Below are 23732 nucleotides of genomic sequence, written 5' to 3'. Positions count from 1 at the left end.
TGAAATTTACTGCACTTTTTTAATTTAACCTCTTAAGCAAATTTTCTCGAATTCACTAAAGAATGTTGGAAAGGTTTTGGCAGTACATTTTGGATCTAAAATTGTCACTGGTGTATTGGACAGAGCGATTAGAGAAAAACACATTGCCATGCGGTGATCGTTATAAGTTTCAATATTGGCGTGTTTAAATTGATTGAGTGCAAGTGGTTGAATACGAATAAAATCTTCGCCTTCTTCGACTTCTGCACCGACTTTACGTAATTCGGTTGCCATTGCCGTTAAACGATCTGTTTCTTTCACGCGCCAGTTATAAATATTTCGAATGGCAGTTTCGCCGTTGGCAAAAAGAGCCATGGTTGCAATTGTCATTGCTGCATCTGGAATGTGGTTCATATCCATATCAATGCCATGCAATTCAGCACGTTCGGCTTGAATAAAATCCTCTCCCCAAGTGATTTTTGCCCCCATTCTTTCTAATACATCAGCAAATAAACGATCGCCCTGAATAGAATTTTTGCCAATGCCCGTTACTTTCACTTTCCCTTTGATGGCACCAGCTGCGAGAAAGTAAGATGCCGATGAGGCATCGCCTTCTACCAAATATTTTCCAGGTGAAATGTAGGATTGATTTCCTTTAACTTGAAATTTTTGGTAGTGATGGTTTTCAACGTGAACACCAAAATCTCGCATCATTGCAAGGGTGATGTCAATATAGGGTTTAGAGACTAGTTCACCGATAATTTCGATTTCTGTGTTATTTTCTGCAAGTGGCGCAGACATTAAAAGTGCAGTCAAAAATTGGGATGAAATAGAACCATCAATTTTGACATTTCCACCTTTTATCCCTTTGTTGCGAATTGCGACTGGAGGATAACCTTCATTCTCTAAGTAGCGAATATCTGCACCTGCTTGGCGTAAAGCATCGACTAAATGGAGTATTGGACGTTCTTTCATACGAGGCTCGCCAGTTAAGATGATTTCGCTTTCGGTTTTTCCTTTTAAGCAAAGCGCAGCGGTTAATGGACGCATTGCAGTCCCCGCATTGCCAAGAAAGAGCGACAGATTGTCCTGTATATTGAATGGTCCGCCCAATCCCTCTATTTCACAAATAGTTTTGTCATCAGAAAGTTGGTAGCGTACACCTAACGCTTTGAGGGCGTTAAGCATATATCGAATATCATCGCTATCTAATAAATTGGTTACTTTTGTTGTGCCTTTAGCTAAGGCGGCTAAAAGTAATGCTCGGTTCGATAAACTTTTAGAACCTGGTAAATTAATTGTTCCTTCAATCGTACTTATTGGCGCAAGGGTGATTTTTTCCACTACAATACCACCGTTTTATTTTTATAAACGAAAATTCTATCGTGTAAAGCAAGATCAAGGGCTCGACTTAACACGGTTTTTTCCACATCACGGCCAGCACGCATCATCGCCTCTGCGCTATAAGTATGATCTACATTAATGACATTTTGCATAATGATTGGGCCTTGATCCAATTCATTATTAATGAAATGTGCTGTTGCGCCGATAATTTTTACACCTCGTTCATAGGCTTGTTGATAAGGTTTTGCGCCAATGAAAGCGGGTAAAAATGAATGGTGAATATTAATCACTCTATTTGGATAACGAGCAACAAATTCAGGATTTAGTACGCGCATATATTTAGCGAGAACAATATAATCTGGCGTGTATTCATCAATTTTTTCAGCTAATAATTTATCGTGCTCAATACGAGTTAAGCCTTCATGGCTAACTAAATGAAATGGAATATTGAAGCGCTCAACGAGCTCGCGTAAATTATCATGATTGCCGATTACAGCTGCAATTTCTACATCAAGCGCGCCATAATAATTTTTCATTAAAATATCGCCGAGGCAGTGAGCTTCTTTGGTGACTAAAATAACAATTCGTTTACGTTGTGTACCAATTAATCGACAATGTGTTCCTTCGGGTAAGCTATATTTTAGATCTTCTAATAAAGTAGCTTCGTTAAAAATACCTTCTAATTCTGTACGCATAAAGAAATGTTTGGTTTCAAAATCTACAAATTCATTATTATGCAGAATGTTTAGTTGATGTTTGTAACAAATGTTGGTTATTTTAGCTATTAGACCTTTATCATCGGGACAATCGGTGAGTAATATTTTTTTTTCGATCATAATGTTGTGTGCTACGTTTAGATAAAAAAATAGAACCCATAAAAATGGGTTCTAGTTTCAAATAGAAAAATTAAATTTCGAAATCAGATAATGATTTACCAGAATTCAATGCATTTTGAATTGGGCGTGGTGTGCGACCTTGGCCAGTCCATGTTTTACGCTCGCCATTTTCATCAATAAATGCATATTTTGCTGGACGAGGTGGACGTTTTGCTTTAGCAGATGTTGCTGCTGTACCAAAGATCTCTTGTAATTCTTCAGGTGTAATACCTTCTTTTTCCATTAATTCTTTATATTTAGCTAAACGTTCTTTTCGCTCTGTTTCTGCTTTAATTAATTCTGCTTCATTAGCACGTTTCTCTTCAACAGCTGTTTGTAATTTCTCAAGAGCACTTTCCGCTTGTTCTAAAGTTAATTCGCGTACCGCCGCACGTAAACTACGAAGATTTGTTAAACCTTTTGCTAATTCGCTCATAATAAACCTCGATAAAATAATCTTGTGTGTGGAAAACTTATCTAATAATAGGGAAAATAATATTTATTGTAAATATCTATTTTAAATAAATGGTCGGAGCAGGTATATATCTTTAAATTTCTTTTTGTTTATTTTTTATATTTTTAATTCAATCTAATAAAAAATTTTATAAAACCTGTTGGCATTTGGATTTTTTTACGGTAATCTCTTGAATCACTACAAAAGTAGAGGTGCAATCATTATAAGTATTTTTTCAGAGTGGATAACGATGAAGAAAAAAGAAAGGAATGATTGCCGAAATCAAACAAAAGTCGTTTTGTTTGGTTGGTGGCGTACTTGAAAGGGGCGACACTGTCATAGTTTTTTTGATTAACTATGGAGCGCTACGGTTGTTCTGGTCTTATTCTGTCCTTTGCTTTCCGTTCTCTCCATTAATTGTAGGTATCTCTTAATGGAACTTATCGATTTTTCATCTTCAGTTTGGTCAATCATTCCAGCTTTATTGGCGATTGTCTTGGCCATTGCAACTCGTCGTGTATTGGTGTCTCTTAGTGCAGGGATTATTGTTGGTGCGTTAATGTTAGGTGGCTGGAATATTGGCTCATCTTTCAGTTATTTATCAAGCAACGTGATTTCACTTGTTTATGCTGATGGCGCAATTAACTCTAATATGAACATTGTCTTGTTCTTATTATTGCTTGGCGTTTTAACCGCACTTTTAACTGTATCAGGTAGTAATCGTGCGTTTGCTGAATGGGCTCAAAACCGTATTAAAGGTCGTCGTGGGGCTAAATTATTAGCTGCATCATTAGTTTTTGTCACTTTTATTGACGATTATTTCCACAGTCTTGCTGTAGGCGCAATTGCTCGTCCCGTGACAGACCGTTTTAAAGTTTCTCGCGCGAAACTTGCTTATATATTGGATTCAACGGCAGCACCGATGTGTGTAATGATGCCAGTTTCAAGTTGGGGAGCATACATTATTACCTTAGTAGGTGGTTTATTAGCGACTTATTCGATTACTGAGTACACACCAATTGGTGCATTCGTGGCAATGAGCTCAATGAACTTCTATGCAATTTTCTCAATTATCATGGTGTTCTTTGTAGCATATTTTTCTTTCGATATTGCTTCAATGGCACGCCATGAAAAATTAGCTTTGGAAAATTCTGAAGATGAATTAGAAGAAGAAACGGGAGCAAAAGGTCACGTACGTAATCTTGTATTGCCTATCTTAGTTTTAATTTTTTCAACAGTTACAATGATGATTTACACCGGTGCATCAGCATTAGCAGCGGATGGTAAAGAATTTAGCATTTTAGGTGCGTTTGAAAATACTGTTGTTGGAACTTCTTTAGTTGTGGGTGGTACTTGCTCAATTCTAGTTTCTACTTTATTAATTATTCTTGATCGTCAAGTAAGTGTTCCAGAATATGCACGTTCTTGGATCGTAGGTATTAAATCAATGGCTGGCGCCATTGCGATTTTATTCTTTGCGTGGACAATTAATAAAGTCGTTGGGGATATGCAAACTGGTAAATATTTATCTTCTCTTGTTTCTGGTAATATCCCAATGCAATTCTTACCAGTAATTTTATTTATTCTTGGTTCTGCAATGGCATTCTCAACCGGTACTAGCTGGGGGACATTTGGTATTATGTTACCAATTGCAGCTGCTATGGCCGCAAATGCTGCGCCAGAATTATTACTCCCTTGTTTATCAGCCGTAATGGCGGGGGCAGTATGCGGTGACCACTGTTCGCCAGTATCGGATACAACGATTTTATCTTCAACTGGTGCAAAATGTAACCATATGGATCATGTGACAACTCAACTTCCTTATGCCGCGACAGTTGCAACCGCAACGGCTATTGGTTACATCGTGGTAGGTTTCACTTATTCAGGTTTAGCTGGTTTTGCTGCGACAGCGGTTTCATTATTTTTAATCGTATTTGCAGTGAAAAAACGTTAAAAATGTGATCTTGCTCAAAAATCTAAATAAAGTATAAAATTTTGATAAATTTATAAAATGCGACATAAGGTCGCATTTTTTTATTTAAAAGTATTATTTTTTTTATAAAAATCTAAATTTATATAATTATTTGATTTTTTATCCTGTTTTGTTGGTGTTTTTAGCCGTTATGTAGACTAGACAAAAACTTTTTGCTTAGTATGATGTAAATCATTGATACAAAGCATGAGCACTTTTGAAAAGTGCTGTTCGTTTTAGGAGTAAAAAATGAAGAAGTTATCTGGCGCAGAGATGGTGGTTCAATCTTTACGCGATGAAGGCGTAGAGTATTTATTTGGTTATCCTGGTGGGGCAGTATTAGATATTTATGATGCGATCCATACATTAGGTGGTATTGAACATATTTTAGTTCGTCATGAGCAAGCGGCTGTGCACATGGCGGATGGGTATGCTCGTTCTACAGGTAAAGTTGGATGTGTGTTAGTGACTTCAGGGCCTGGAGCAACAAATGCAATCACTGGGATTTTAACGGCTTATACAGATTCTGTGCCTATGGTCATTATTTCTGGTCAGGTCATGAGTAATTTAATTGGCCGAGATGCATTCCAAGAATGTGATATGGTGGGGATTTCTCGTCCAGTTGTGAAGCATAGCTTTATTGTCAAAAAAGCGGAAGATATTCCATCTATTTTGAAAAAAGCTTTTTATATTGCATCAACTGGTCGTCCAGGACCTGTTGTGGTGGATATTCCAAAAGATACCGTAAATCCGAATTTTAAATATCCTTATGAATACCCAGAATCTGTAGAGTTACGCTCTTATAGTCCAACAGTAAATGGGCACAAAGGCCAAATTAAAAAAGCATTAAAAGCACTTTTAGTAGCGAAGAAACCGATACTTTTCGTCGGTGGTGGCGTGATTGCTGCTGAATGTAGTAAACAATTAATTCAGTTTGCACAACGTTTAAATTTGCCAGTTACTTCATCATTAATGGGATTAGGGGCTTATCCAAGTACGGATAAACAATTCCTAGGCATGTTAGGGATGCATGGTACTTTCGAAGCTAATACGGCAATGCACGAAAGTGATCTTATTTTGGGGGTTGGTGTACGTTTTGATGATCGTACAACAAATAACTTAGAAAAATATTGCCCAAATGCCAAAGTGATTCATATTGATATTGATCCAACCTCGATTTCTAAAAATGTTCCAGCAGCGATTCCAATTGTCGGAAATGCGAAAAATGTATTGGAAGAATTTTTGAGTTTATTGAATGAAGAGGGATTAAAATCTCAAACAGATCTTGAAAGTTGGTGGCAAGAAATCAACCAATGGAAAGCAAAAAAATGTTTGGAATTTGACCGCACTTCTGGCGTGATTAAACCGCAACAAGTCATGGAAGCGGTATATCGTCTTACTAAAGGACAGGCGTATGTGGCTTCTGATGTAGGGCAACATCAAATGTTTGCTGCGTTACATTATCCATTTGATGAGCCTCGTCATTGGATTAATTCTGGTGGCGCGGGCACAATGGGATTTGGTTTACCCGCGGCATTAGGCGTGAAATTGGCTCATCCGGAAGCAACGGTTGTTTGTGTTACTGGTGATGGAAGTATTCAAATGAATATTCAAGAGCTTTCTACCGCAACGCAGTATGGCATTCCTGTTGTTATTATTTGTTTGAACAATCATTTTTTGGGAATGGTAAAACAATGGCAAGATTTGATTTATTCAGGTCGCCATTCGCAAACCTATATGAATTCGTTGCCTGATTTTGTGAAATTGGCTGAATCTTACGGTCATGTCGGTATAAAAATTGCTACACCCAATGAACTTGAAAGTAAATTGAAAGAAGCATTCAGTATTAAAAATAAATTAGTATTTGTGGATATTAATGTAGATGAATCTGAGCATGTGTATCCAATGCAAATTCGTGGTGGCGCAATGAATGAAATGATTTTAAGTAAACCGCAAGAGGAGGCAAACTAATGCGTAGAATTTTATCTGTTTTACTCGAAAATGAGTCTGGTGCTTTATCTCGTGTTGTTGGTTTATTCTCCCAACGAGCCTTTAATATTGAAAGTTTGACAGTGGCGCCAACGGATGATCCAACACTTTCTCGAATGACTATTGAAGCAGTGGGCGATGCGCAAGTACTGGAACAAATTGAGAAACAACTCCATAAATTAGTGGATGTGTTTAAAGTGATTAATTTGAGTGAGCAAGAGCATATAGTCCGTGAAATTGTTTTAGCGAAGGTGAGAGCAGTGGGGTCATCTCGCGATGAGATTAAACGATTAGCCGATATTTTCCGTGGTCAAATTGTAGATGTCACACCTAAATCTTATACGATCCAATTAAGTGGTACGAAAGACAAAATTGACGCATTTATTTCTGCGTTGAAAGAAGAAACTACATTGTTGGAAATTGTTCGCTCTGGATTGATTAGTGTGTCTCGTGGAGAAAAGAATATTCTCTAAAATAGGGGAGTAAGGTGCGGAAATATTTTAGTAGAATTTTACCGCACTTTATTAGAAATATATTTGTTTTTAGTTTTTTTATAAAAAAATCGTGACCAAGTTCACAAATCTAAAAATATGTATTTGCATAACTGATCGGATTTCTTTATTCTGAAACCACTAAAAACAAGTGCTATCTTAAATAGCCGACATCTATTTTGCTTTCCGAGTAGTGCCCCATTGGGGCACTTTTTTTATGCTTATTTACAGAATAAAAAATCCCTTTCGTAAGAAAGGGATTTTAAGTATCTAAATTACATTTTTTCTACGGTTTTAATACCGAGTAACTCTAAACCTTGTTTTAAGGTTTTTTCCGTTAATAATGCCAATTTCAAACGACTTAATTTTACGGATTCATCTTCAGCATTTAAAATTGGACAATGTTCATAGAAAGACGAGAATATGCCTGCTAGTTCGTATAAATAAGCACAAAGCACGTGTGGTGTGCCTTCTTTTCCGACAGTTTGCACCGCTTCTTCAAATTGTAGAAGTTTAATTGCAAGTGCTCTTTCTTTATCATCTTCAAGCGTTAAAGGTGCAGCCAAAAGTGCGGTCGAATTTATATCTGTTTTATTAAAGATCGAACGAATTCGGGTATAAGCATATTGCATATAAGGCGCAGTGTTACCTTCAAAGCTTAACATGTTATCCCAATCAAAAACGTAATCAGTAGTACGGTTTTTGGATAGATCTGCATATTTCACCGCACCAATACCGACAGCCTCAATCACAGCTTCTTTTTCATCATTAGATAAATTTGTATTTTTTTCATTAATTAATACAGTGGCTCGCTCAATCGCTTCATCTAATAGATCGGCTAATTTCACCGTGCCACCGGTACGGGTTTTAAATGGTTTGCCATCTTTACCAAGCATCATCCCAAAGTTTTTATGCTCTAAAGAGAAACTGTCTGGGACATAACCTGCTTTACGAGTAATTAACCAAGCTTGTTGCATATGTTGGCTTTGGCGAGTATCTGAAAAAACAAGTGCGCGATCAGCTTTTAATGTTTCATAACGATATTTTGCTGCAGCAATATCGGTTGTAGTATAAAGGAAACCGCCGTCTTTTTTCTGAACAATTACGCCCATTGGGTCGCCTTCTTTATTTTTGAATTCATCCAAATAAACAACCAATGCACCATCATCTTCTACAGCTAAGCCTTGTTTTTTAAGATCTTCTACGATGCTTGGTAACATTGGATTATAAAGACTTTCACCCATCACATCTTTTTCGGTTAAAGTCACATTCAAGCGATCATAGTTGTGCTGATTTTGTTGCATGGTGATGTCAACTAAACGTTTCCACATTGCTCGACAATATTCATCACCACCTTGTAATTTCACAACATAATTACGCGCTTTTTCTGCGAATACTTCATCTTCATCGTAGTGTTTTTTGGCTTCGCGATAAAAGGCTTCAAGATCTTGCAATTCCATTTCACTCGCATGTTCGTTTTGCATTTTTTCAAGATAAGCAATAAGCATTCCGAATTGCGTTCCCCAGTCACCAACATGGTTTGCACGAATGACATTGTGACCTAAAAATTCTAGGGTTCTCACAACTGCATCACCAATAATAGTAGAGCGTAAGTGACCTACATGCATTTCTTTTGCTACGTTTGGCGATGAATAATCAATCACAACGGTTTGTTTATCTGTAGCTTGAATGCCTAAATTTTTTTGGGAAAGCGCAGTTGAAACTTCAGTTGTTAGCCAAGTTGGATTTAAGAAAATATTAATAAAGCCCGGCCCAGCGATTTCTAATTTTTCTGCAATATCAGATAGTTGAGCATTATCTAAAACTTTTTGAGCAAATTCTCGTGGATTTAAACCTAATTTTTTTGCCGCAGCCATAATGCCATTGGCTTGATAATCGCCAAATTGTGGTTTTCCTGATTGACGAACAAGCGCATCGCAAGATTGATCTGCTCCAGCAAGAATCATAGCTTGTTTGATTTTGTCGGATAAAATAGATTGAATATTCACGTTTTTTCCTATGTTCAAATTGAATAATGAAAATAATCGGCTATGATACCGTTCTTTATGAGTTTATCAAAGGGACAAAATGATAAATTTACAGGAAAAATCACCCGCACTTTTTTCTGATTTGGCGGAATTTGAAAAAAAAATTCAACAATTAGCTCAAATGATGTCAATTGATTTTTCAATTTATGAAATCGATCACCTTGCCGTGCGTGTAAATAATGAACAAAATGCAAAAAACTGGCTGACACTTTTATTGAAATACGGTAGAATTTTATCCGATAACATTGTCAACGGACGTAAGATTTATCTAATTCAGTTAGAAAAAGCAGTGAAATTCGCTAATCAGTTCGTTGATGTTATTGAACTACCGTTCCCTAAAAATAAGCCGTATCTCGTAGAAGGTTGGGAGCATATTGAGGTTGTAATGCCATTTTTACCGAATGAATCGATAAATGAATGGGTACAGCGTATTAATATGCGTTTTTTATGGAGCGAATTAACTCAATTAACCATTAAAGTGAGCGAGCCTAAAGTGGATGGCGAGAGATTGCCTAATCCATCTATTGCAGTAAGTTTTGTTGATAAAACATCAAATCATACTTGTATTAAGGTTCATCCTTATTCTATAAAGAAAATACTCGAGGTTTAGCAAAATGAAAAAATTATCTCTTACATTAGCGGTTTTAGCAGCTGTAGGTTTAAGTGCTTGTTCTTCTTTCCAAAAAGATGAAAATGCTTATAAAGGTCAAATCGTTTTTAGCCAAATGGAAGGTGAAAATCTTAAATTAACCATCCGTAAAAATGATTGTTCAGGCCGTCAACAAGATGGTGAGCAAGTTGTGCTTACTCACAAGTATGATTCAACTTTAGTTGTTGGTGCTTGTGTTTTAGTATCTGACAATGGCAATACTAAAAACATTTCAACTTTTTCTCCGAGAAATCCACTTTAATTCCTTTTCAGAGGGAACATAGCATATGAAAAAAACAAGTATGGCATTAGCACTTTTAGTTGCTTTTAGTGTGACTGGTTGTGCGAATACTGATATTTTCAGCGGTGATGTTTATAGTGCATCTCAAGCTAAAGAAGCTCGTTCAATTACTTACGGTACGATTGTTTCTGTGCGTCCTGTTAAAATTCAAGCTGATAATCAAGGTGTAGTTGGTACGCTTGGTGGCGGTGCTTTAGGTGGTATTGCAGGTAGTGCAATTGGCGGTGGTCGTGGTCAAGCTATTGCAGCAGTAGTTGGCGCGATTGGCGGTGCAGTAGCAGGAAGCAAAATCGAAGAAAAAATGAGTCAAGTAAACGGTACTGAACTTGTAATTAAGAAAGATGATGGTCAAGAGATCGTTGTTGTTCAAAAGGCTGACAGCAGTTTTGTAGCTGGTCGCCGAGTTCGTATTGTTGGTGGTGGCTCAAACTTAAATGTTTCTGTGCTATAACTAATAGCGTTAACGCCTAATATATTATTAATCAGCGTCTTAATCAGTTAAGGCGCTGATTTTTTTATTATTAAAAATACAAAAACAATCAATTAAAAATTTCTACGTCTATTCATAACATCTTAAAGATAAATTTAAAGGACTAAATCCTCTAATAAATATAGAATTTAGCCCTTGATATAAAATTATAATTGTTTAAATCTTTTATATTAAATAAACAATTAACGCCATGTTTTAAATTGATTAATTAATCCATTGGTTGAACTGTCATGACTTGCTACTTTTTCAGAATCTGTTAATTCAGGAAGAATTCTGTTTGCAAGTTGTTTGCCTAGTTCTACACCCCATTGATCGAAGCTAAAGATATTGAAAATCACACCTTGTACGAAGATTTTGTGTTCATACATAGCAATTAATGCCCCCAAGGTAAATGGCGTGATTTTTTGAACGAGAATCGAATTAGTTGGCTTATTACCAGTGAATACTTTAAATGGAACAATATTTTTTACATCATCTAAAGATTTACCCGCTTTTATAAATTCAGCCTCGACTTCCTCTTTTGTTTTTCCGAATGCTAATGCTTCTGTTTGTGCGAAGAAGTTAGAAAGTAATTTATTGTGATGATCTGCCAATGGGTTATGGCTTTGAGCCGGTGCAATAAAATCACAAGGAATTAAAGTGGTGCCTTGGTGAATTAATTGATAGAACGCATGTTGTCCGTTTGTACCTGGTTCTCCCCAAATGATAGGGCCAGTTTGGTAATGATTAATGACATTGCCGTCACGATCCACATATTTACCATTTGATTCCATATTACCTTGTTGGAAGTAGGCAGAAAAGCGATGTAAATATTGATCATAAGGTAAGATCGCTTCTGTTTGTGCACCAAGGAAGTTGGTATTCCATAAACCAACTAATGCTAAAGTGGTTGGAATATTTTTTTCAATTGGAGCAGAGCGGAAATGTTTATCCATTTCATGCGCGCCATTCAATAACTCTTCAAAGTTTTCAAAGCCAATTGATAGTGCAATTGAAAGACCAATAGCTGACCATAAAGAGTAACGACCGCCAACCCAATCCCAAAATTCAAACATATTATTGGTATCAATACCAAATTTTTCTACATCTTTAGCATTGGTTGATAGAGCTGCAAAATGTTTTGCAACCGCACTTTCATCTTTTGCTGCTTTCAGTAACCAATCACGCGCGCTTTGCGCATTTGTCATGGTTTCTTGAGTGGTAAAAGTCTTAGATGCCACTAAGAAAAGCGTGGTTTCTGGATTGACTTTTTTTAAGGTTTCCGCAATATGTGTACCATCGACATTTGAAACAAAATGCATATTTAGGTGATTTTTATATGGGCGAAGCGCTTCAGTTACCATATAAGGGCCTAAATCAGAACCACCAATACCAATATTCACGACATCAGTAATTGCTTTGCCTGTATAGCCTTTCCATTCACCAGAAATAATACGCTGACAGAAATCTTTCATTTTAGCTAGCACAGCATTGACTTCAGGCATGACATCTTTACCATCAACAAGCACTGGGGTATTAGAGCGATTGCGTAGTGCGGTATGTAGTACAGCCCGATTTTCAGTACGATTGATTTTTTCACCGGTAAACATTGCTTCTTTTGCGCTATCAAGAGAGCATTCTTGAGCAAGTTGGCGAAGATGTGAAAGAGTTGTTTGATTGATGTTGTTTTTGGAAAAATCTACAAGAATTTGGTTATTGAATGTTAAAGAATAATCGTCAAAACGATTTTTTTCTTGTTTAAATAAATCTTGGATGGTGGTATTTGACAATTCAGCTTTATGTGCTTCAAGAGATTTCCACGCATGGGTGTGGGTCGGGTTAATGTTTTTCATGGTATTTCCTTTCATTAAAAATAATCAAAATTTTAACCGCACTTTCTGGGGTTTTTATTAGAGAGGGAGTGAATCCCTCTTTTCAGAAAATGCAGTGATTAACAGATTAATCAACATATTCAGTTATAACACGCGGCGTTAATTTTGTAATTAGCTCGTAGCTTAAAATTCCTGTGAATTTAGCTACGGTTTCAATAGGTAATTCCTTACCCCATAGAATCACTTCGTCACCTACTTGATCTTGGCTATCAGGTCCTAAATCAACGGTTAACATATCCATTGAAACCCTTCCAACGATCGGCACAATACGACCATTCAAATAAACAGGCGTGCCTTCAGGAACATCTCGAGGATATCCATCGCCATAGCCAATAGCCACAACGCCGATTTTTGTATCATGTGAACTAGTCCAAATGCCACCGTACCCAACTGGTTCACCTTGTTTATGGTTGCGAACAGCAATCAATGATGAAGTTAAATTCATCACAGGCGTTAAACCAAATTCAGCACCTACAGTATCAGTTGGTGAAATGCCATACATAATAATACCAGGGCGGATACATTCCAGATGAGATTCAGGCCAGAAGAGAATACCGCCTGACGCCGCAATAGTACGTTCACCTTGTTTATCTTTTGTGGCGGATAAAAAACGGTTGATTTGAAGTTGGGTATAATTGGATTCTAATTCATCAGCGCGGCTAAAATGGCTAACAAAGCCTAAGTGCGGTTGAATATATGGAAGTTTTTTAAGTTCATTATAGAAAAAATCCACTTCATCTAATGCAACACCTAAACGATGCATGCCTGTGTCTATTTTTAACCAAACTTTAATTGGGCTTGGTAAATTCGCACGTTTTAGTGCTTCTAATTGTTCACGATTATGTACGATCGTTTCGATATTATTGACCGCTAAGATGGGTAAATCCTGTTCATTAAAAAAGCCTTCAAGCAATAAAATTGGTTTAGTAATACCATTGGAACGTAATGCCAAAGCTTCTTCTAAACGAGCCACGCCAAAGCAATCAACATTTTGTTCTAAAGTTGAAGCAACGAATACAACGCCGTGACCATAGGCGTTTGCTTTAACCACAGCGATGATTTTACTATTTGGGGCTTTTTGTTTAATTATTTCTAAATTTTGTTTTAAGGCGTGCGAGCTAATTTTTGCTGTCGCCGGTTTTACATTCATTGTTATTCCTTAATAATCATCATGATATTCACGTTGTTCGGCGAGATTGTCGAAGCGTGAGAATTGTCCATTAAATTTTAATCGCACTCGACCAATCGGGCCGTTACGCTGTTTACCGATAATAATTTCTGCAATCCCTTTATCTTCGGAATTATCGTTATAGACTTCATCTCGGTAAATAAACATAATCAAGTCAGCATCTTGTTCTATGGAGCCTGATTCACGTAAATCTGAGTTTACAGGGCGTTTATCCGCACGTTGTTCTAAAGTACGATTTAACTGAGAAAGGGCGATGACTGGCACTTGTAATTCTTTGGCTAGTGCCTTGAGGGAGCGAGAAATTTCTGCGATTTCTAGTGTTCGGTTATCTGAAAATGCGGGTGCGCGCATTAATTGCAAATAATCCACCATAATCATACTTAATCCACCATTTTCACGATAAACTCGGCGTGCGCGCGAACGAACGTCGGTAGGCGTTAGGCCTGAAGAGTCATCGATATAAAGATTATTTTTTTGCTTGAACATCCCAACTACGCTGGCAATTTTGTTCCACTCGATTTCATCTAAATTTTGACCTGTTCGAATTTTAGTTTGATCAACACGAGCAAGCGATGCGATCATACGCATCATAATTTGTTCTGCTGGCATTTCTAAACTAAATACTAAAACGGGTTTTTCACTTGCCATTGCGGCATTTTCGCAAAGGTTCATGGCGAAAGTGGTTTTACCCATTGACGGACGTGCCGCAACGATAATTAAGTCAGAAGGCTGTAAACCTGCCGTTTTTTTATCAAGATCAGTGAAACCGGTCGTAATGCCCGTTACGCCAGAATGATTTTCAAGTTTGCTCAAAATATCGATTTTTTCAATAGTACTTTCCAGCACATTGATCACATTTTGTGGGCCTTCGCTAGAAGTCGTCCGCTTTTCTGCAATCGCAAACACTTCACGCTCAGCCTCATCAAGAATTAACTTGATGTCTTGCCCTTTGGGTGAATAACTATTTTCAGCAATACGATTTCCTACCGAAATAAGTTCTCGTAATATGGCTTTTTCTCTCACAATATCCGCATAAGCCAAGATATTAATCGCATTCGGTGTATTATTGGAAAGCTCTGCTAGATAGGCAAATCCACCCACTTCATCGCTTACACCACGGCTTCTTAAGGCTTGATCTAGCGTAATTAAATCAATAGGTGATTGATTACGCATGAGATGTTCCATTTCTGTAAAAATTAGACGATGCTGAAAAGTATAAAAATCGTCAGCAATCACACGTTCAGCAATGCCGTCCCAATGTTGATTGCTCAGCATGATGCCACCCAATACGGCTTGCTCAGCCTCAAGTGAGTGTGGTGGAATACTTATTTGTGCCGTTTTTTTGTCAGAAGATTTGATTTGAGGTTGTGATGCCATAGGACTTATTTCGATACTAGAATGTCATCTATGATACCGCAAATATCTATTAGGTTTAAGTGAAAAGTGCGGTAGAAAAAGGAAATAAAAAACGGTGGAAAAATCCACCGCTCTTTCATTTTAACGTATCTAGATTATTGATTATTCAACAATTAATGTACGGCATATGTTGGTTTGTGTCGCACCTTGACCACCGTGAGTAACAAGCACTAAATCACCAGTAGATAAGTAACCTTTTTCTTTTAATGATTGAAGTGCTACTTTTGCACTGGTTTCTGTGCGGCTATCTTCACCATGATAAACTGGAGTTACGCCACGGTATAGTGCACAAAGGTTTAAAGTTTCTTGATTACGAGATAAAGCAAAGATCGGTAAACCAGAGCTAATGCGTGACATTAATAATGGGGTACGGCCTGTGCTAGTTAAAGTGATGATTGCTGCAACACCTTTCATGTGGTTTGCTGCATACATTGCAGACATCGCAACAGATTCTTCAATAGTTTCAAATTCTTTATCCATACGGTGACGAGAAACGTTAATGCTTGGCATTTTTTCTGCACCTAAACATACGCCAGCCATTGCCGCTACTGTTTCAGAAGGATATTGACCAGCCGCTGTTTCTGCAGAAAGCATAACTGCATCAGTACCATCTAATACTGCGTTTGCAACGTCCATCACTTCAGCACGAGTTGGCATTGGATTGCTAATCATTGATTCCATCATTTGAGTCGCTGTGATTACAGCACGATTTAATTGACGTGAACGACGGATTAATTTTTTCTGTACGCCGACTAATTCAGGATCGCCGATTTCTACACCTAAGTCACCACGAGCAACCATGATAACATCAGATGCTAAAATGATATCGTCCATTGCTTCATCAGTAGCCACTGTTTCTGCACGTTCAACTTTAGCAACGATTTTTGCATTTAAACCAGCTTGTTGGGCAAGTTCACGCGCATAATTTAGGTCAGCGCTTGAACGAGGGAAAGAAACAGCTAAGAAATCAACGCCAATGCGTGCAGCTGTAATAATGTCTGCTTTATCTTTTTCTGTTAATGCATCTGCAGATAAACCACCGCCTAATTTGTTGATACCTTTATTATTTGATAATGGACCACCAACAGTAACTTCAGTGAAAACTTTTGCCCCATCAGTTGATAATACTTTTAATTGAACACGGCCGTCATCTAATAAAAGAATGTCGCCAGGAACAACATCTTGTGGAAGGGTTTTATAGTCTAGACCAACAGATTCTTGTGTACCTTCACCTTTTGGTAACTCTGCATCAAGAATGAATTTATCACCAATGTTTAAGAAAATTTTACCGTCTTTAAAGGTAGAAACACGAATTTTAGGACCTTGTAAATCACCTAAGATTGCCACAGTTTTACCTAATTTTTTCGCAATAGAACGTACACGCTCAGCACGTTCAATATGGTCATCAGGTGTACCGTGAGAGAAGTTCATACGAACTACGTTTGCACCCGCTGCGATAATTTTTTCAAGATTGTTATCACGGTCAGTTGATGGGCCCATAGTACATACAATCTTCGTTCTTCTTAGTCTTCTAGACATTATTTACTCCGTCAATAATTACAAAATTTTAAAGATACTATTTTTACTTGGCTATATATTAGCCAGATGAAAAAATTGGTGCGCATTATACGCTTAAAAATTAGGGAAATCAAAAACGGCCCGGTTATTTAAGGCAATACTGTTTACTTTTTTGTCAGTTATATCGGGTTTTAAGAAAAATACTTGTTTTCAGATTAAAAATATCTATAATTCCAAACAACTTATGCAGTGCAACTATAGCTCAGTTGGTTAGAGCACCACCTTGACATGGTGGGGGTCACTGGTTCGAGTCCAGCTAGTTGCACCATCTAACCCTTTCATAACCCCGCGAAACTAATCGCGGGGTTTTGTTTTATGTAGGTTTTATGAGTGGTATAAGAGAACAATAAATTGTTTCTATATCAAAACGGCTAAAAACATTTCTATTTTTAGCCGAATTTTTTAATTCCCTTCTTTATTTTCTTTAAACAAGCCTGATGCGCCCTCAGAATAATCTCTTGGCTGTTCATTTTGAGATTTATCTGTTGCAGTAATTAACTGTTGAGTGAATAAACCTTTGTGATCTTTTTCGCCCAGTAAATTATTGGAGGAGGTTGCGTAGTGGCGATAAAGTTTTTGATAATCGTTAATTAAGGTTTTGAATAATTCAGCACTTTCTGCAAAATGTTTTTCGATTTGCGCTTTTTGTGTATCAAGTTGGGTTTTAACTATTTTTAATTCGGCTTCTGTTTTAGCTTGATGTTTTACGGAGCCTTTGGTTAAACACACAATAATGTAACCAATAAATAATCCAACAATAAAAGCGATACCAATCGCTAACCAAATTTCATTTGCCCAATTTTCCATAATATTCTCCTGTTTATTTGGCTTAAAAACTAACAAGTTGCAATAATAACAATTTCAACTTTCCAACGAGGATCCGCTAATTTAGCTTCGACTGTCGCTCGACTTGGTGGGCTAACATGATCGACCCATTCATCCCAAGCTTGATTTAATTGAGCATAATCTTGCATGTCTGCCAAGAAAATTTGCGCGGTTAAAATGTTGCTTTTATTGGAGCCAATTTCTGCTAATAATTTATCAATTAAACCTAATACTTCTTTGGTTTGTTCGTAGGCATTTTGCTCGATGGTTAATTCTGGAACTTGCCCTGAAAAATAGGCGAGGTTGTTATGAATTGAAACTTCACTTAAACGTGTGCTGGGTAAAATGCGTTGAATTGTCATAGGGTTCTCCTTTGGGGTGTTTTCTTCTATTCTAAATAGCGTTTACCACTTTGTAAAATCCTCTTTACTAGGCTAGAATACCCGATAATTATTCTCAATTATTTAATCATTATGAAACTACTTATCTCTAATCAGCATGGCGCTATTGTTATGGCATTGGTGCCTTTTATTTACGGCATGTTACTTGCCAATCCTGTATGGGCGCACGTATTTTTATTATTAGGATGGTTTTCGCTTTATTTGATGACTTACCCTTTTTTGAATTTATTTAAAGGTAAAAATCTTGAGTTATACAAAAAATGGTCTGTGATTTATTTTGCTGCCGCAGTGATTTTTGCGATTCCCGCATTAATTTATAATTGGCAAGTACTGTATTTTATGTTTGCCATGCTGCCGTTTGTCGCGGTAAACATTTATTTCACCAAGAAAAAAGATGAGCGTAACTTATGGAATGACTTGGCGGGGATCTTAATTTTTGCTCTAGCTGGAATGGGATCTTATTATTTTTCTGACCGCACTTTTGATGAAAAAATACTTTGGATAGCGATTTATCCAACATTATTTTTTATTGGAACAACACTTTATGTGAAATCAATGATGCGTGAGCGAAAAAATCCACGTTATTTTTGGGCATCAGTGATTTTTCACTTATTATGTGTGCTGATTTTTGTGGTTTCGCAACAATTTATTTTAGCATTAGCTTTTGTTCCCGGATTAGTGCGAGCGGTTTATCTGCCCACTAAAAAGCTTTCTGTTATGCAGGTTGGACTAACAGAATTTGCGATTACTGCCGTGTTTTTTGTTTTACTTTTAATAGCAACCTTGTAAATGAAACTGAAGTTATTTTTTCATACAGTATTACTTTCTTGTAGTTTGCCTATTTGGGCAATGAAAACCGTTGATGTTACAGCAAGTTCGAAAATGGATGATCAAGCAAGAATGAATTTGGCACAAGAGTTTGCTAATAAACAGCAATGGATCTCAGTTTTTGATATTATGTATCCGATGGCGTTAGAAGGAAATATCACCGCTCAAAGCAATCTAGGTATGTTATATAACCTTGGGCGTGGCACGGTGAGAGACTACGAAAAGGCTTATTGGTGGTTTAGCGAAGCGGCAGAGAAGGGCAGCGTGAAAGGGCTAAATAACCTTGGTGTTATGTATCTACGTGGCGATTACGTCAAACAAAATACAGAGCAAGCCATTAAGCTTTTTGAACGTACCGCTCGGGCTAAAGATACGGATGGAATGATGATGCTAAGTAATATTTATCGCTCGCAAAACCAACCTGAAAAATCATTGGAATGGCTGAAGAAAGCGGCTGACTTAGGTAATAAGGAAGCCAAACAACGTTTATCTAGTCAGCCATAATTTAAAAGTGCGGTTATTTTAATCGCACAAATTTCACGCCACTATGTTGCAATAGCAATTTCATTGGATCTTCATCATTCGAGACTGTTTTCTCACGTAATTCAATTAATTTCATCCGCAAATGGGCGAGTTCATGAATTCGTGTTGCCACCTCTTTAATATGTTTGTCTAACACCCGATTTATTTCTTCTGCTTGTTGTTTGGAGGCATTTTCTAAATTCAGTAGGCTTTTTATTTCACTTAATGAAATATCTAGATTTCGGCAGTTACAAATAAATGATAAACGTTGCAAGTGTTCTTCATTATATTGTCGAAAATTGCCTGAAGTGCGTTTTGGGGGCGGGATTAAACCTTGTTGTTCATAATAACGAATGGTTTCTACGGTACAGCCTAGGGCTTTAGCTAGTGCTCCAATTTTCATCAATTTCCTTAAAAAATGACTTGACTCTAAAGTTACTTCATATTTTATCATACACTCAGATTTTCTTAAACAAAAACAAACAAGGAGTATCCAAAATGGAATTAAAAAAAATCGCAGTGGGATTAACCGCACTTTTAGGTATGTCTGTTGCTAACGCACACAATGTTTGGCTTGAACCAGCTTCAGCCCAAGGTGAATACGTGGTGAAATTTGGACATGAGCAAACTGAAACCTATCCAGAATCTAAACTTAAATCTATCCAAGCCTTAAATGCGCAAGGAAAATTAACTGCCGTTGATTACCAATTCAGAAATGGCGAAGCCTATCTTATGCCTAAATCAGATTTAGTATTCGTCCATTTCGATAATGGTGTATGGTCAAAATTACCAAGCGGTAAATACGTTGAAAAAACAAAACGTGAAGAACCAACAGCAGAATTTAGTACCAATCCTGTTAAATTTGGTAAAGCGATTTTGAAATGGGATGCTGAATCTTTCAAATCTCATCAACAAGCTTACGAATTGATTCCTCAAGAAAAAGCACAAGCGAACAAACCACTTTCTATCCTCGTTTTACATAATGGTAAACCCGTTCAAGGTATTAAAGTGGGTGTGAGTGAAGATGCACCGTTCAATTTAACCAATGAAAAAGGCATTGCTCAATTTACGCCAACTAAAGGCTTCAACAAAGTATGGGCAGAGTTTGAGGAAAACATAACAAATAATGCGGATTACGATCGTCGCTCTGTAGAATATATGTTAACTTTTGATGCGCAATAATATGGATTAGGGATGAAGAAAATTGTTTTTTTAACCGCACTTTTTGCGGCTTGCTATCTCCCGAATGCGTATGCCCATGCGCTTTACGTGTTTGCCCAATATGATGGGCAAACACTCTCTGGCAAATCCTATTATTCTGATATGACCCCAGCAGCTGAAACTTATTTAGAAGTTTTCCGCTCAGGCGTTTCTGATCCCGTTTTAACTGGAAAAACAGACCGCCAAGGCGCATTTAAGCTTTCTATTGCTGATGTGCCGCATACCACCTTAAAAGTTGTGGTGGAAGGCGATGAAGGACACCGTGCATCAGTTGTTGCCGCTCATACATCTGCCGAAAATCAAAGCGGTGCAGATTTAATGTTGCTTCGTGAAGATATTGCGCATTTAAAAGATAAAATTTATTTGCATGATATTTTAGGCGGAATTGGTTATATCGTTGGTATTGCTGGACTTATTGCTTTACGTAATGCGCGTAAAATTAAACAAGGACGTATTTAATGCATTTATCTGAAGGCGTGTTACATACGCCTATTTTATTAGCTGGCGCAGTGCTTGCTGTTGCGGGCATTGCTGTGGGGTTACGTCGTTTAGAGTCAGAACGTTTACCGCTTACCGCGCTTTTTGCGGCTGCATTTTTTGTGGCTGGAACCATTCATGTGCCCGTCGGAATTGGTAGCGTGCATTTAATTTTAAATGGCATGGCTGGTTTATTTCTAGGGTGGGCTGTTTTTCCAGCATTTCTCATCGCACTTTTATTGCAAGTCATCTTCTTTTCTTTTGGCGGATTTGCAGTGTTAGGCGTCAATCTTTGCGTGATGGCAACGCCAGCGGTGATCGCTCATTATCTTTTCCGTTCTCGTTTACAACCAAACATGGCTTTAAAAGATCGCTTATTAGTCGGTATTGGATCTGGCGTAATTGGCGTTGGCGGGGCAGGTGCGCTTGCTTCTTTTGTGCTGATGTTAGATGGTGGAAAAAGTTATCTGAATCTTGTTTGGCTCTTGCTAGTCTCTCATATTCCGGTATTTATTTTGGATAGTATTATCAGCGTAGGGGTGATTACCTTGCTTGGTAAAATGTATCCTGAAGTCATGAATCGTACCGAGAATGTCTCTTAATGAAAATTCACCGTTTATTTCAACCGCACTTTAGGTTGATTTATCTGTTTATCTGGGGGCTAATCATTAGTGGATTGAGTGATCTCACTTGGCTTATCCCCCTTAATTTGCTTGCAGTTTCTCTCTTTTTTATTTCACTGCAGTTCAGTCAAAAATCTTTTTTGCCTTACCTTAAACGTTGGTTTGCTTTAATCATTTTTATTGCTTTAATGTGGGTGACATTAAGTTGGAAAATTGGGGAAAATGGTATTGAACTCAATTTTCAAGGTATAGAATTAGCAGAAAAATTGAGTTTACGGACTCATTTATTGTTGATTTCTCTTTGGCTTTTTTTGTGGAATATTAATGATGCGGTACTTGTTCAAGCCATTGGTAAATTGCCTTTGCCAGAAAAATTAATTCAACTTTTTGTACTGACCGTACGTTACATTGCACTGCTTGGCGAATTGCATCAAAAAATGGATATTGCTATGCGTGCTCGTGGATTTCGTCCTGGTCTTAATCGCCGAACCCTTTATGTGACCGCTCAAAGTGTCGCTTTATTATTGATTCATGCCCTGTTGAAAGCTGAAACGGCGCAAATGGCGTTAAAATGTCGTGGTTTTCAGTTTGGCAAAAAGAGAGAAAAATAACATGTTGGCTGTAAATAATCTTTGTATAGAACGCAATGGCAGATCGATTATTCAAGACTTGAGTTTCACTTTAGAAGGACAAAAACGTCTTTTCGTACAAGGGGAAATTGGATCAGGAAAAACCACTTTACTTCTTGCTTTGTTAGGATTTGTTCCTGTAACCAAAGGGGAAATTAAACTATTTGGCCAAGTTTGTTGTGAAGAAAAAGATTTCGCACCCTTTCGTGGCACGATTGGTATTTGTTTTCAAAATGCCGATGATCAACTTTTTGGCCCAACAGTGTTGGATGATATTGCCTTTGGACCATTAAATCAAAATGTGCCCAGAGAGCAGGCGTATCATATTGCAGAGGAGCAATTAGAACGTCTTGGTATCACACGTTTAAAAGATCGTATGGTACATACTTTATCTGGTGGTGAGAAAAATTTCACTGCACTTGCAGGTGTTTTAGCGATGCAGCCAAAAATTTTATTATTAGATGAACCCACCAATGGATTAGATCGAAAAAATACTGAAAAATTGACCGCACTTTTGCGTGAACTTTCCTTACCCATTTTGATTTCATCCCATCATCATGGATTTATTAACGAATTAGCCACAGAAATTATCAGTTTATGATCTTCATCAAAAAGCCGAATTTTGATTGTGCTATGCTTGTTGCAAATTTGTTGACAAAGCTAAGTGGTTTGAGGGTTTTAAACATTATTTCTGTTGAAAGTCAGTTTGAAACCTCAGCCCAAATAAGCACATTAAAACGGAGGATTTATGTGTACAACCTGTGGCTGCGGACATCCAGAGCAAGTCCGTATTGGTGAATTGCCTCATACCCATGATGATCAAGGAAGTCATCAATCAGGTACGCCAAACTTTTCACATTCAACATTTCATTTCAATAAACCAGTCGATGCAGACGATACTCAAAAACGTTTGTTAAAAATCGAACAAGATGTTCTCGGAAAAAATAATCAACTAGCTGATCACAACCGAGCATTCTTTGCGAAACAACATATTTTAGCCTTAAATCTTGTATCGAGTCCGGGTTCAGGCAAAACCACCCTTTTAACGACGACGCTAAATGCCCTCAAAAATGACCGCACTTGTTATGTAATCGAAGGCGATCAACAAACTGAAAATGATGCAGATCGTATTCGTGCGACTGGCGTGCCGGCTATTCAAGTGAATACAGGCAAAGGCTGCCACTTAGATGCACAAATGATTAGCGAAGCTATGGTGAAATTAAGACCACAAGCTGACAGTATTATGTTTATCGAAAATGTGGGAAATCTCGTTTGTCCATCTGAATTTGATCTTGGCGAAAAAGCGAAAGTGGTGATTTTATCCGTGACAGAAGGCGAAGATAAACCGCTTAAATACCCACATATGTTTGCTGCATCAAGTTTGATGATTTTAAATAAAGTGGATTTATTACCTTATTTGAAATTTGATGTAGAACAATGCATTGCCAATGCAAAACGTGTGAATCCGAATATTGAAGTGATTCAACTTTCCGCTACCACTGAACAAGGTCTTAGCGAGTGGTTAAATTGGCTAGAGCAGCAACGTAAACAAGGATAAAC

General features: G+C 37.5%; 25 protein-coding genes, 1 tRNA gene and 1 riboswitch. Of the genes, 15 read left to right on the top strand and 11 right to left on the bottom strand.

The features are described 5' to 3' along the window. Positions 1–24: 24 nt before the first annotated feature. The 3 genes from aroA to HMPREF9096_RS03495 all read right to left on the bottom strand — a co-directional run bounded on the left by aroA (position 25) and on the right by HMPREF9096_RS03495 (position 2634). Positions 25–1323 carry a 3-phosphoshikimate 1-carboxyvinyltransferase gene (gene aroA / locus HMPREF9096_RS03485; protein ID WP_009500652.1) on the bottom strand — a complete coding sequence of 433 codons (1299 nt, stop codon included), beginning with the start codon at positions 1321–1323 and terminating at the stop codon, positions 25–27. Next, on the bottom strand, positions 1323–2159 hold the full coding sequence (purU, locus tag HMPREF9096_RS03490; protein WP_009500650.1) for a formyltetrahydrofolate deformylase: 837 nt from the start codon (positions 2157–2159) through the stop codon (positions 1323–1325). The genes aroA and purU overlap by 1 nt, the downstream gene beginning before the upstream one ends. Positions 2160–2229: 70 nt before the next feature. Next, positions 2230–2634: an H-NS family nucleoid-associated regulatory protein gene (locus HMPREF9096_RS03495; RefSeq protein ID WP_005633727.1), complete on the bottom strand. Its 405-nt coding sequence runs from the start codon at positions 2632–2634 to the stop codon at positions 2230–2232. 217 nt (positions 2635–2851) lie between these two features. Beyond that, positions 2852–3028: riboswitch (Lysine riboswitch) on the top strand. 57 nt (positions 3029–3085) lie between these two features. Here HMPREF9096_RS03495 and HMPREF9096_RS03500 point away from each other — a divergent pair. The 3 genes from HMPREF9096_RS03500 (at position 3086) to ilvN (ending at position 7086) form a co-directional block, all read left to right on the top strand. Then, positions 3086–4606, top strand: coding sequence for a Na+/H+ antiporter NhaC family protein (locus HMPREF9096_RS03500; protein ID WP_009500648.1), 1521 nt, complete (start codon positions 3086–3088; stop codon positions 4604–4606). Positions 4607–4873: 267 nt separating this feature from the next. Then, positions 4874–6595 carry an acetolactate synthase 3 large subunit gene (locus tag HMPREF9096_RS03505; protein WP_009500647.1) on the top strand — a complete coding sequence of 574 codons (1722 nt, stop codon included), beginning with the start codon at positions 4874–4876 and terminating at the stop codon, positions 6593–6595. Further along, positions 6595–7086, top strand: a complete 492-nt coding sequence (gene ilvN, locus HMPREF9096_RS03510) for an acetolactate synthase small subunit (protein ID WP_005626246.1) — start codon at positions 6595–6597, stop codon at positions 7084–7086. The genes HMPREF9096_RS03505 and ilvN overlap by 1 nt, the downstream gene beginning before the upstream one ends. Positions 7087–7379: 293 nt before the next feature. Here ilvN and argS read toward each other — a convergent pair whose 3' ends face one another. Beyond that, positions 7380–9113, bottom strand: coding sequence for an arginine--tRNA ligase (argS, locus tag HMPREF9096_RS03515; protein ID WP_009500646.1), 1734 nt, complete (start codon positions 9111–9113; stop codon positions 7380–7382). A gap of 79 nt (positions 9114–9192) precedes the next feature. Between argS and HMPREF9096_RS03520 the strand changes: the two genes are divergently transcribed. From HMPREF9096_RS03520 to HMPREF9096_RS03530, 3 genes are read left to right on the top strand one after another with little or no spacing between them, the layout of a single operon-like run. After that, positions 9193–9762, top strand: coding sequence for a VOC family protein (locus HMPREF9096_RS03520; protein ID WP_009500644.1), 570 nt, complete (start codon positions 9193–9195; stop codon positions 9760–9762). A gap of 4 nt (positions 9763–9766) precedes the next feature. Beyond that, positions 9767–10063, top strand: coding sequence for a hypothetical protein (locus HMPREF9096_RS03525; protein ID WP_009500642.1), 297 nt, complete (start codon positions 9767–9769; stop codon positions 10061–10063). Between the two features lie 25 nt (positions 10064–10088). After that, positions 10089–10553, top strand: coding sequence for a glycine zipper 2TM domain-containing protein (locus HMPREF9096_RS03530; protein ID WP_009500641.1), 465 nt, complete (start codon positions 10089–10091; stop codon positions 10551–10553). 221 nt (positions 10554–10774) lie between these two features. On the opposite strand, the gene pgi is transcribed toward HMPREF9096_RS03530, so the two are convergent. The 4 genes from pgi to pyk form a co-directional block, all read right to left on the bottom strand. Further along, positions 10775–12424 carry a glucose-6-phosphate isomerase gene (pgi, locus tag HMPREF9096_RS03535; protein ID WP_032803471.1) on the bottom strand — a complete coding sequence of 550 codons (1650 nt, stop codon included), beginning with the start codon at positions 12422–12424 and terminating at the stop codon, positions 10775–10777. A 106-nt stretch (positions 12425–12530) separates the two neighbouring features. Continuing rightward, positions 12531–13613, bottom strand: a complete 1083-nt coding sequence (gene alr, locus HMPREF9096_RS03540) for an alanine racemase (RefSeq protein ID WP_005632443.1) — start codon at positions 13611–13613, stop codon at positions 12531–12533. Positions 13614–13622: 9 nt separating this feature from the next. Continuing rightward, on the bottom strand, positions 13623–15038 hold the full coding sequence (locus tag HMPREF9096_RS03545) for a replicative DNA helicase (RefSeq protein WP_301279470.1): 1416 nt from the start codon (positions 15036–15038) through the stop codon (positions 13623–13625). A 132-nt stretch (positions 15039–15170) separates the two neighbouring features. Continuing rightward, positions 15171–16607, bottom strand: a complete 1437-nt coding sequence (gene pyk, locus HMPREF9096_RS03550) for a pyruvate kinase (RefSeq protein ID WP_032803469.1) — start codon at positions 16605–16607, stop codon at positions 15171–15173. Positions 16608–16837: 230 nt separating this feature from the next. On the opposite strand from pyk, the gene HMPREF9096_RS03555 reads away from it, so the two are divergent. Then, positions 16838–16914 (top strand) — tRNA-Val (locus tag HMPREF9096_RS03555). 134 nt (positions 16915–17048) lie between these two features. On the opposite strand, the gene HMPREF9096_RS03560 is transcribed toward HMPREF9096_RS03555, so the two are convergent. Both HMPREF9096_RS03560 and HMPREF9096_RS03565 read right to left on the bottom strand, forming a co-directional pair. After that, complete coding sequence (locus HMPREF9096_RS03560; protein WP_032803467.1) at positions 17049–17453, bottom strand: YhcB family protein; 405 nt, start codon at positions 17451–17453, stop codon at positions 17049–17051. A 29-nt stretch (positions 17454–17482) separates the two neighbouring features. Then, complete coding sequence (locus HMPREF9096_RS03565) at positions 17483–17833, bottom strand: RidA family protein (protein WP_009500634.1); 351 nt, start codon at positions 17831–17833, stop codon at positions 17483–17485. Between the two features lie 111 nt (positions 17834–17944). On the opposite strand from HMPREF9096_RS03565, the gene HMPREF9096_RS03570 reads away from it, so the two are divergent. Both HMPREF9096_RS03570 and HMPREF9096_RS03575 read left to right on the top strand, forming a co-directional pair. After that, positions 17945–18661 carry a YwiC-like family protein gene (locus HMPREF9096_RS03570; RefSeq protein WP_009500633.1) on the top strand — a complete coding sequence of 239 codons (717 nt, stop codon included), beginning with the start codon at positions 17945–17947 and terminating at the stop codon, positions 18659–18661. Next, on the top strand, positions 18662–19204 hold the full coding sequence (locus tag HMPREF9096_RS03575) for a tetratricopeptide repeat protein (protein ID WP_009500632.1): 543 nt from the start codon (positions 18662–18664) through the stop codon (positions 19202–19204). 13 nt (positions 19205–19217) lie between these two features. Here the strand turns inward: HMPREF9096_RS03575 and HMPREF9096_RS03580 are convergent, their stop codons facing one another. Further along, positions 19218–19625 carry a Cd(II)/Pb(II)-responsive transcriptional regulator gene (locus tag HMPREF9096_RS03580; RefSeq protein ID WP_005633867.1) on the bottom strand — a complete coding sequence of 136 codons (408 nt, stop codon included), beginning with the start codon at positions 19623–19625 and terminating at the stop codon, positions 19218–19220. Positions 19626–19720: 95 nt separating this feature from the next. Here HMPREF9096_RS03580 and HMPREF9096_RS03585 point away from each other — a divergent pair, with 95 nt between their 5' ends. The 6 genes from HMPREF9096_RS03585 to hypB all read left to right on the top strand — a co-directional run bounded on the left by HMPREF9096_RS03585 (position 19721) and on the right by hypB (position 23730). Then, positions 19721–20404 (top strand): DUF4198 domain-containing protein, encoded by a 684-nt coding sequence (locus HMPREF9096_RS03585; RefSeq protein WP_032803466.1) that lies wholly within the window; start codon positions 19721–19723, stop codon positions 20402–20404. A 12-nt stretch (positions 20405–20416) separates the two neighbouring features. Then, positions 20417–20902 carry a hypothetical protein gene (locus HMPREF9096_RS03590; protein WP_005632431.1) on the top strand — a complete coding sequence of 162 codons (486 nt, stop codon included), beginning with the start codon at positions 20417–20419 and terminating at the stop codon, positions 20900–20902. Further along, positions 20902–21522, top strand: a complete 621-nt coding sequence (cbiM, locus tag HMPREF9096_RS03595; RefSeq protein ID WP_009500629.1) for a cobalt transporter CbiM — start codon at positions 20902–20904, stop codon at positions 21520–21522. Before HMPREF9096_RS03590 ends, cbiM begins: the two co-directional genes overlap by 1 nt. Then, positions 21522–22154: an energy-coupling factor transporter transmembrane protein EcfT gene (locus tag HMPREF9096_RS03600; RefSeq protein ID WP_009500627.1), complete on the top strand. Its 633-nt coding sequence runs from the start codon at positions 21522–21524 to the stop codon at positions 22152–22154. The genes cbiM and HMPREF9096_RS03600 overlap by 1 nt, the downstream gene beginning before the upstream one ends. Before the next feature lies 1 nt (position 22155). Beyond that, the gene (locus HMPREF9096_RS03605) at positions 22156–22773 is read left to right on the top strand and encodes an energy-coupling factor ABC transporter ATP-binding protein (protein ID WP_032803463.1); all 618 of its coding nucleotides are present in this window, start codon (positions 22156–22158) and stop codon (positions 22771–22773) included. A gap of 147 nt (positions 22774–22920) precedes the next feature. Continuing rightward, the gene (gene hypB, locus HMPREF9096_RS03610) at positions 22921–23730 is read left to right on the top strand and encodes a hydrogenase nickel incorporation protein HypB (protein WP_005645020.1); all 810 of its coding nucleotides are present in this window, start codon (positions 22921–22923) and stop codon (positions 23728–23730) included. The last annotated feature ends 2 nt before the right edge of the window (positions 23731–23732 follow it).

The sequence above is a fragment of the Haemophilus sp. oral taxon 851 str. F0397 genome, from assembly GCF_000242295.1.
Taxonomy (GTDB): domain Bacteria; phylum Pseudomonadota; class Gammaproteobacteria; order Enterobacterales; family Pasteurellaceae; genus Haemophilus.
Note: the sequence above shows the minus strand (reverse complement) of the source record. Positions and strands in the feature narration are given on the sequence as shown.

Coding starts and splice junctions, on each gene's coding strand:
- HMPREF9096_RS03585 (WP_032803466.1), top strand. CDS start 19,721: ATGGAATTAAAAAAAATCGCAGTGGGATTAACCGCACTTTTAGGTATG.
- cbiM (WP_009500629.1), top strand. CDS start 20,902: ATGCATTTATCTGAAGGCGTGTTACATACGCCTATTTTATTAGCTGGC.
- HMPREF9096_RS03580 (WP_005633867.1), bottom strand. CDS start 19,625: ATGAAAATTGGAGCACTAGCTAAAGCCCTAGGCTGTACCGTAGAAACC.
- HMPREF9096_RS03590 (WP_005632431.1), top strand. CDS start 20,417: ATGAAGAAAATTGTTTTTTTAACCGCACTTTTTGCGGCTTGCTATCTC.
- HMPREF9096_RS03600 (WP_009500627.1), top strand. CDS start 21,522: ATGAAAATTCACCGTTTATTTCAACCGCACTTTAGGTTGATTTATCTG.
- hypB (WP_005645020.1), top strand. CDS start 22,921: ATGTGTACAACCTGTGGCTGCGGACATCCAGAGCAAGTCCGTATTGGT.
- HMPREF9096_RS03525 (WP_009500642.1), top strand. CDS start 9,767: ATGAAAAAATTATCTCTTACATTAGCGGTTTTAGCAGCTGTAGGTTTA.
- HMPREF9096_RS03530 (WP_009500641.1), top strand. CDS start 10,089: ATGAAAAAAACAAGTATGGCATTAGCACTTTTAGTTGCTTTTAGTGTG.
- HMPREF9096_RS03505 (WP_009500647.1), top strand. CDS start 4,874: ATGAAGAAGTTATCTGGCGCAGAGATGGTGGTTCAATCTTTACGCGAT.
- pgi (WP_032803471.1), bottom strand. CDS start 12,424: ATGAAAAACATTAACCCGACCCACACCCATGCGTGGAAATCTCTTGAA.
- HMPREF9096_RS03565 (WP_009500634.1), bottom strand. CDS start 17,833: ATGACAATTCAACGCATTTTACCCAGCACACGTTTAAGTGAAGTTTCA.
- pyk (WP_032803469.1), bottom strand. CDS start 16,607: ATGTCTAGAAGACTAAGAAGAACGAAGATTGTATGTACTATGGGCCCA.
- HMPREF9096_RS03500 (WP_009500648.1), top strand. CDS start 3,086: ATGGAACTTATCGATTTTTCATCTTCAGTTTGGTCAATCATTCCAGCT.
- HMPREF9096_RS03570 (WP_009500633.1), top strand. CDS start 17,945: ATGAAACTACTTATCTCTAATCAGCATGGCGCTATTGTTATGGCATTG.
- HMPREF9096_RS03520 (WP_009500644.1), top strand. CDS start 9,193: ATGATAAATTTACAGGAAAAATCACCCGCACTTTTTTCTGATTTGGCG.
- HMPREF9096_RS03495 (WP_005633727.1), bottom strand. CDS start 2,634: ATGAGCGAATTAGCAAAAGGTTTAACAAATCTTCGTAGTTTACGTGCG.
- HMPREF9096_RS03605 (WP_032803463.1), top strand. CDS start 22,156: ATGTTGGCTGTAAATAATCTTTGTATAGAACGCAATGGCAGATCGATT.
- purU (WP_009500650.1), bottom strand. CDS start 2,159: ATGATCGAAAAAAAAATATTACTCACCGATTGTCCCGATGATAAAGGT.
- ilvN (WP_005626246.1), top strand. CDS start 6,595: ATGCGTAGAATTTTATCTGTTTTACTCGAAAATGAGTCTGGTGCTTTA.
- HMPREF9096_RS03560 (WP_032803467.1), bottom strand. CDS start 17,453: ATGGAAAATTGGGCAAATGAAATTTGGTTAGCGATTGGTATCGCTTTT.
- HMPREF9096_RS03575 (WP_009500632.1), top strand. CDS start 18,662: ATGAAACTGAAGTTATTTTTTCATACAGTATTACTTTCTTGTAGTTTG.
- alr (WP_005632443.1), bottom strand. CDS start 13,613: ATGAATGTAAAACCGGCGACAGCAAAAATTAGCTCGCACGCCTTAAAA.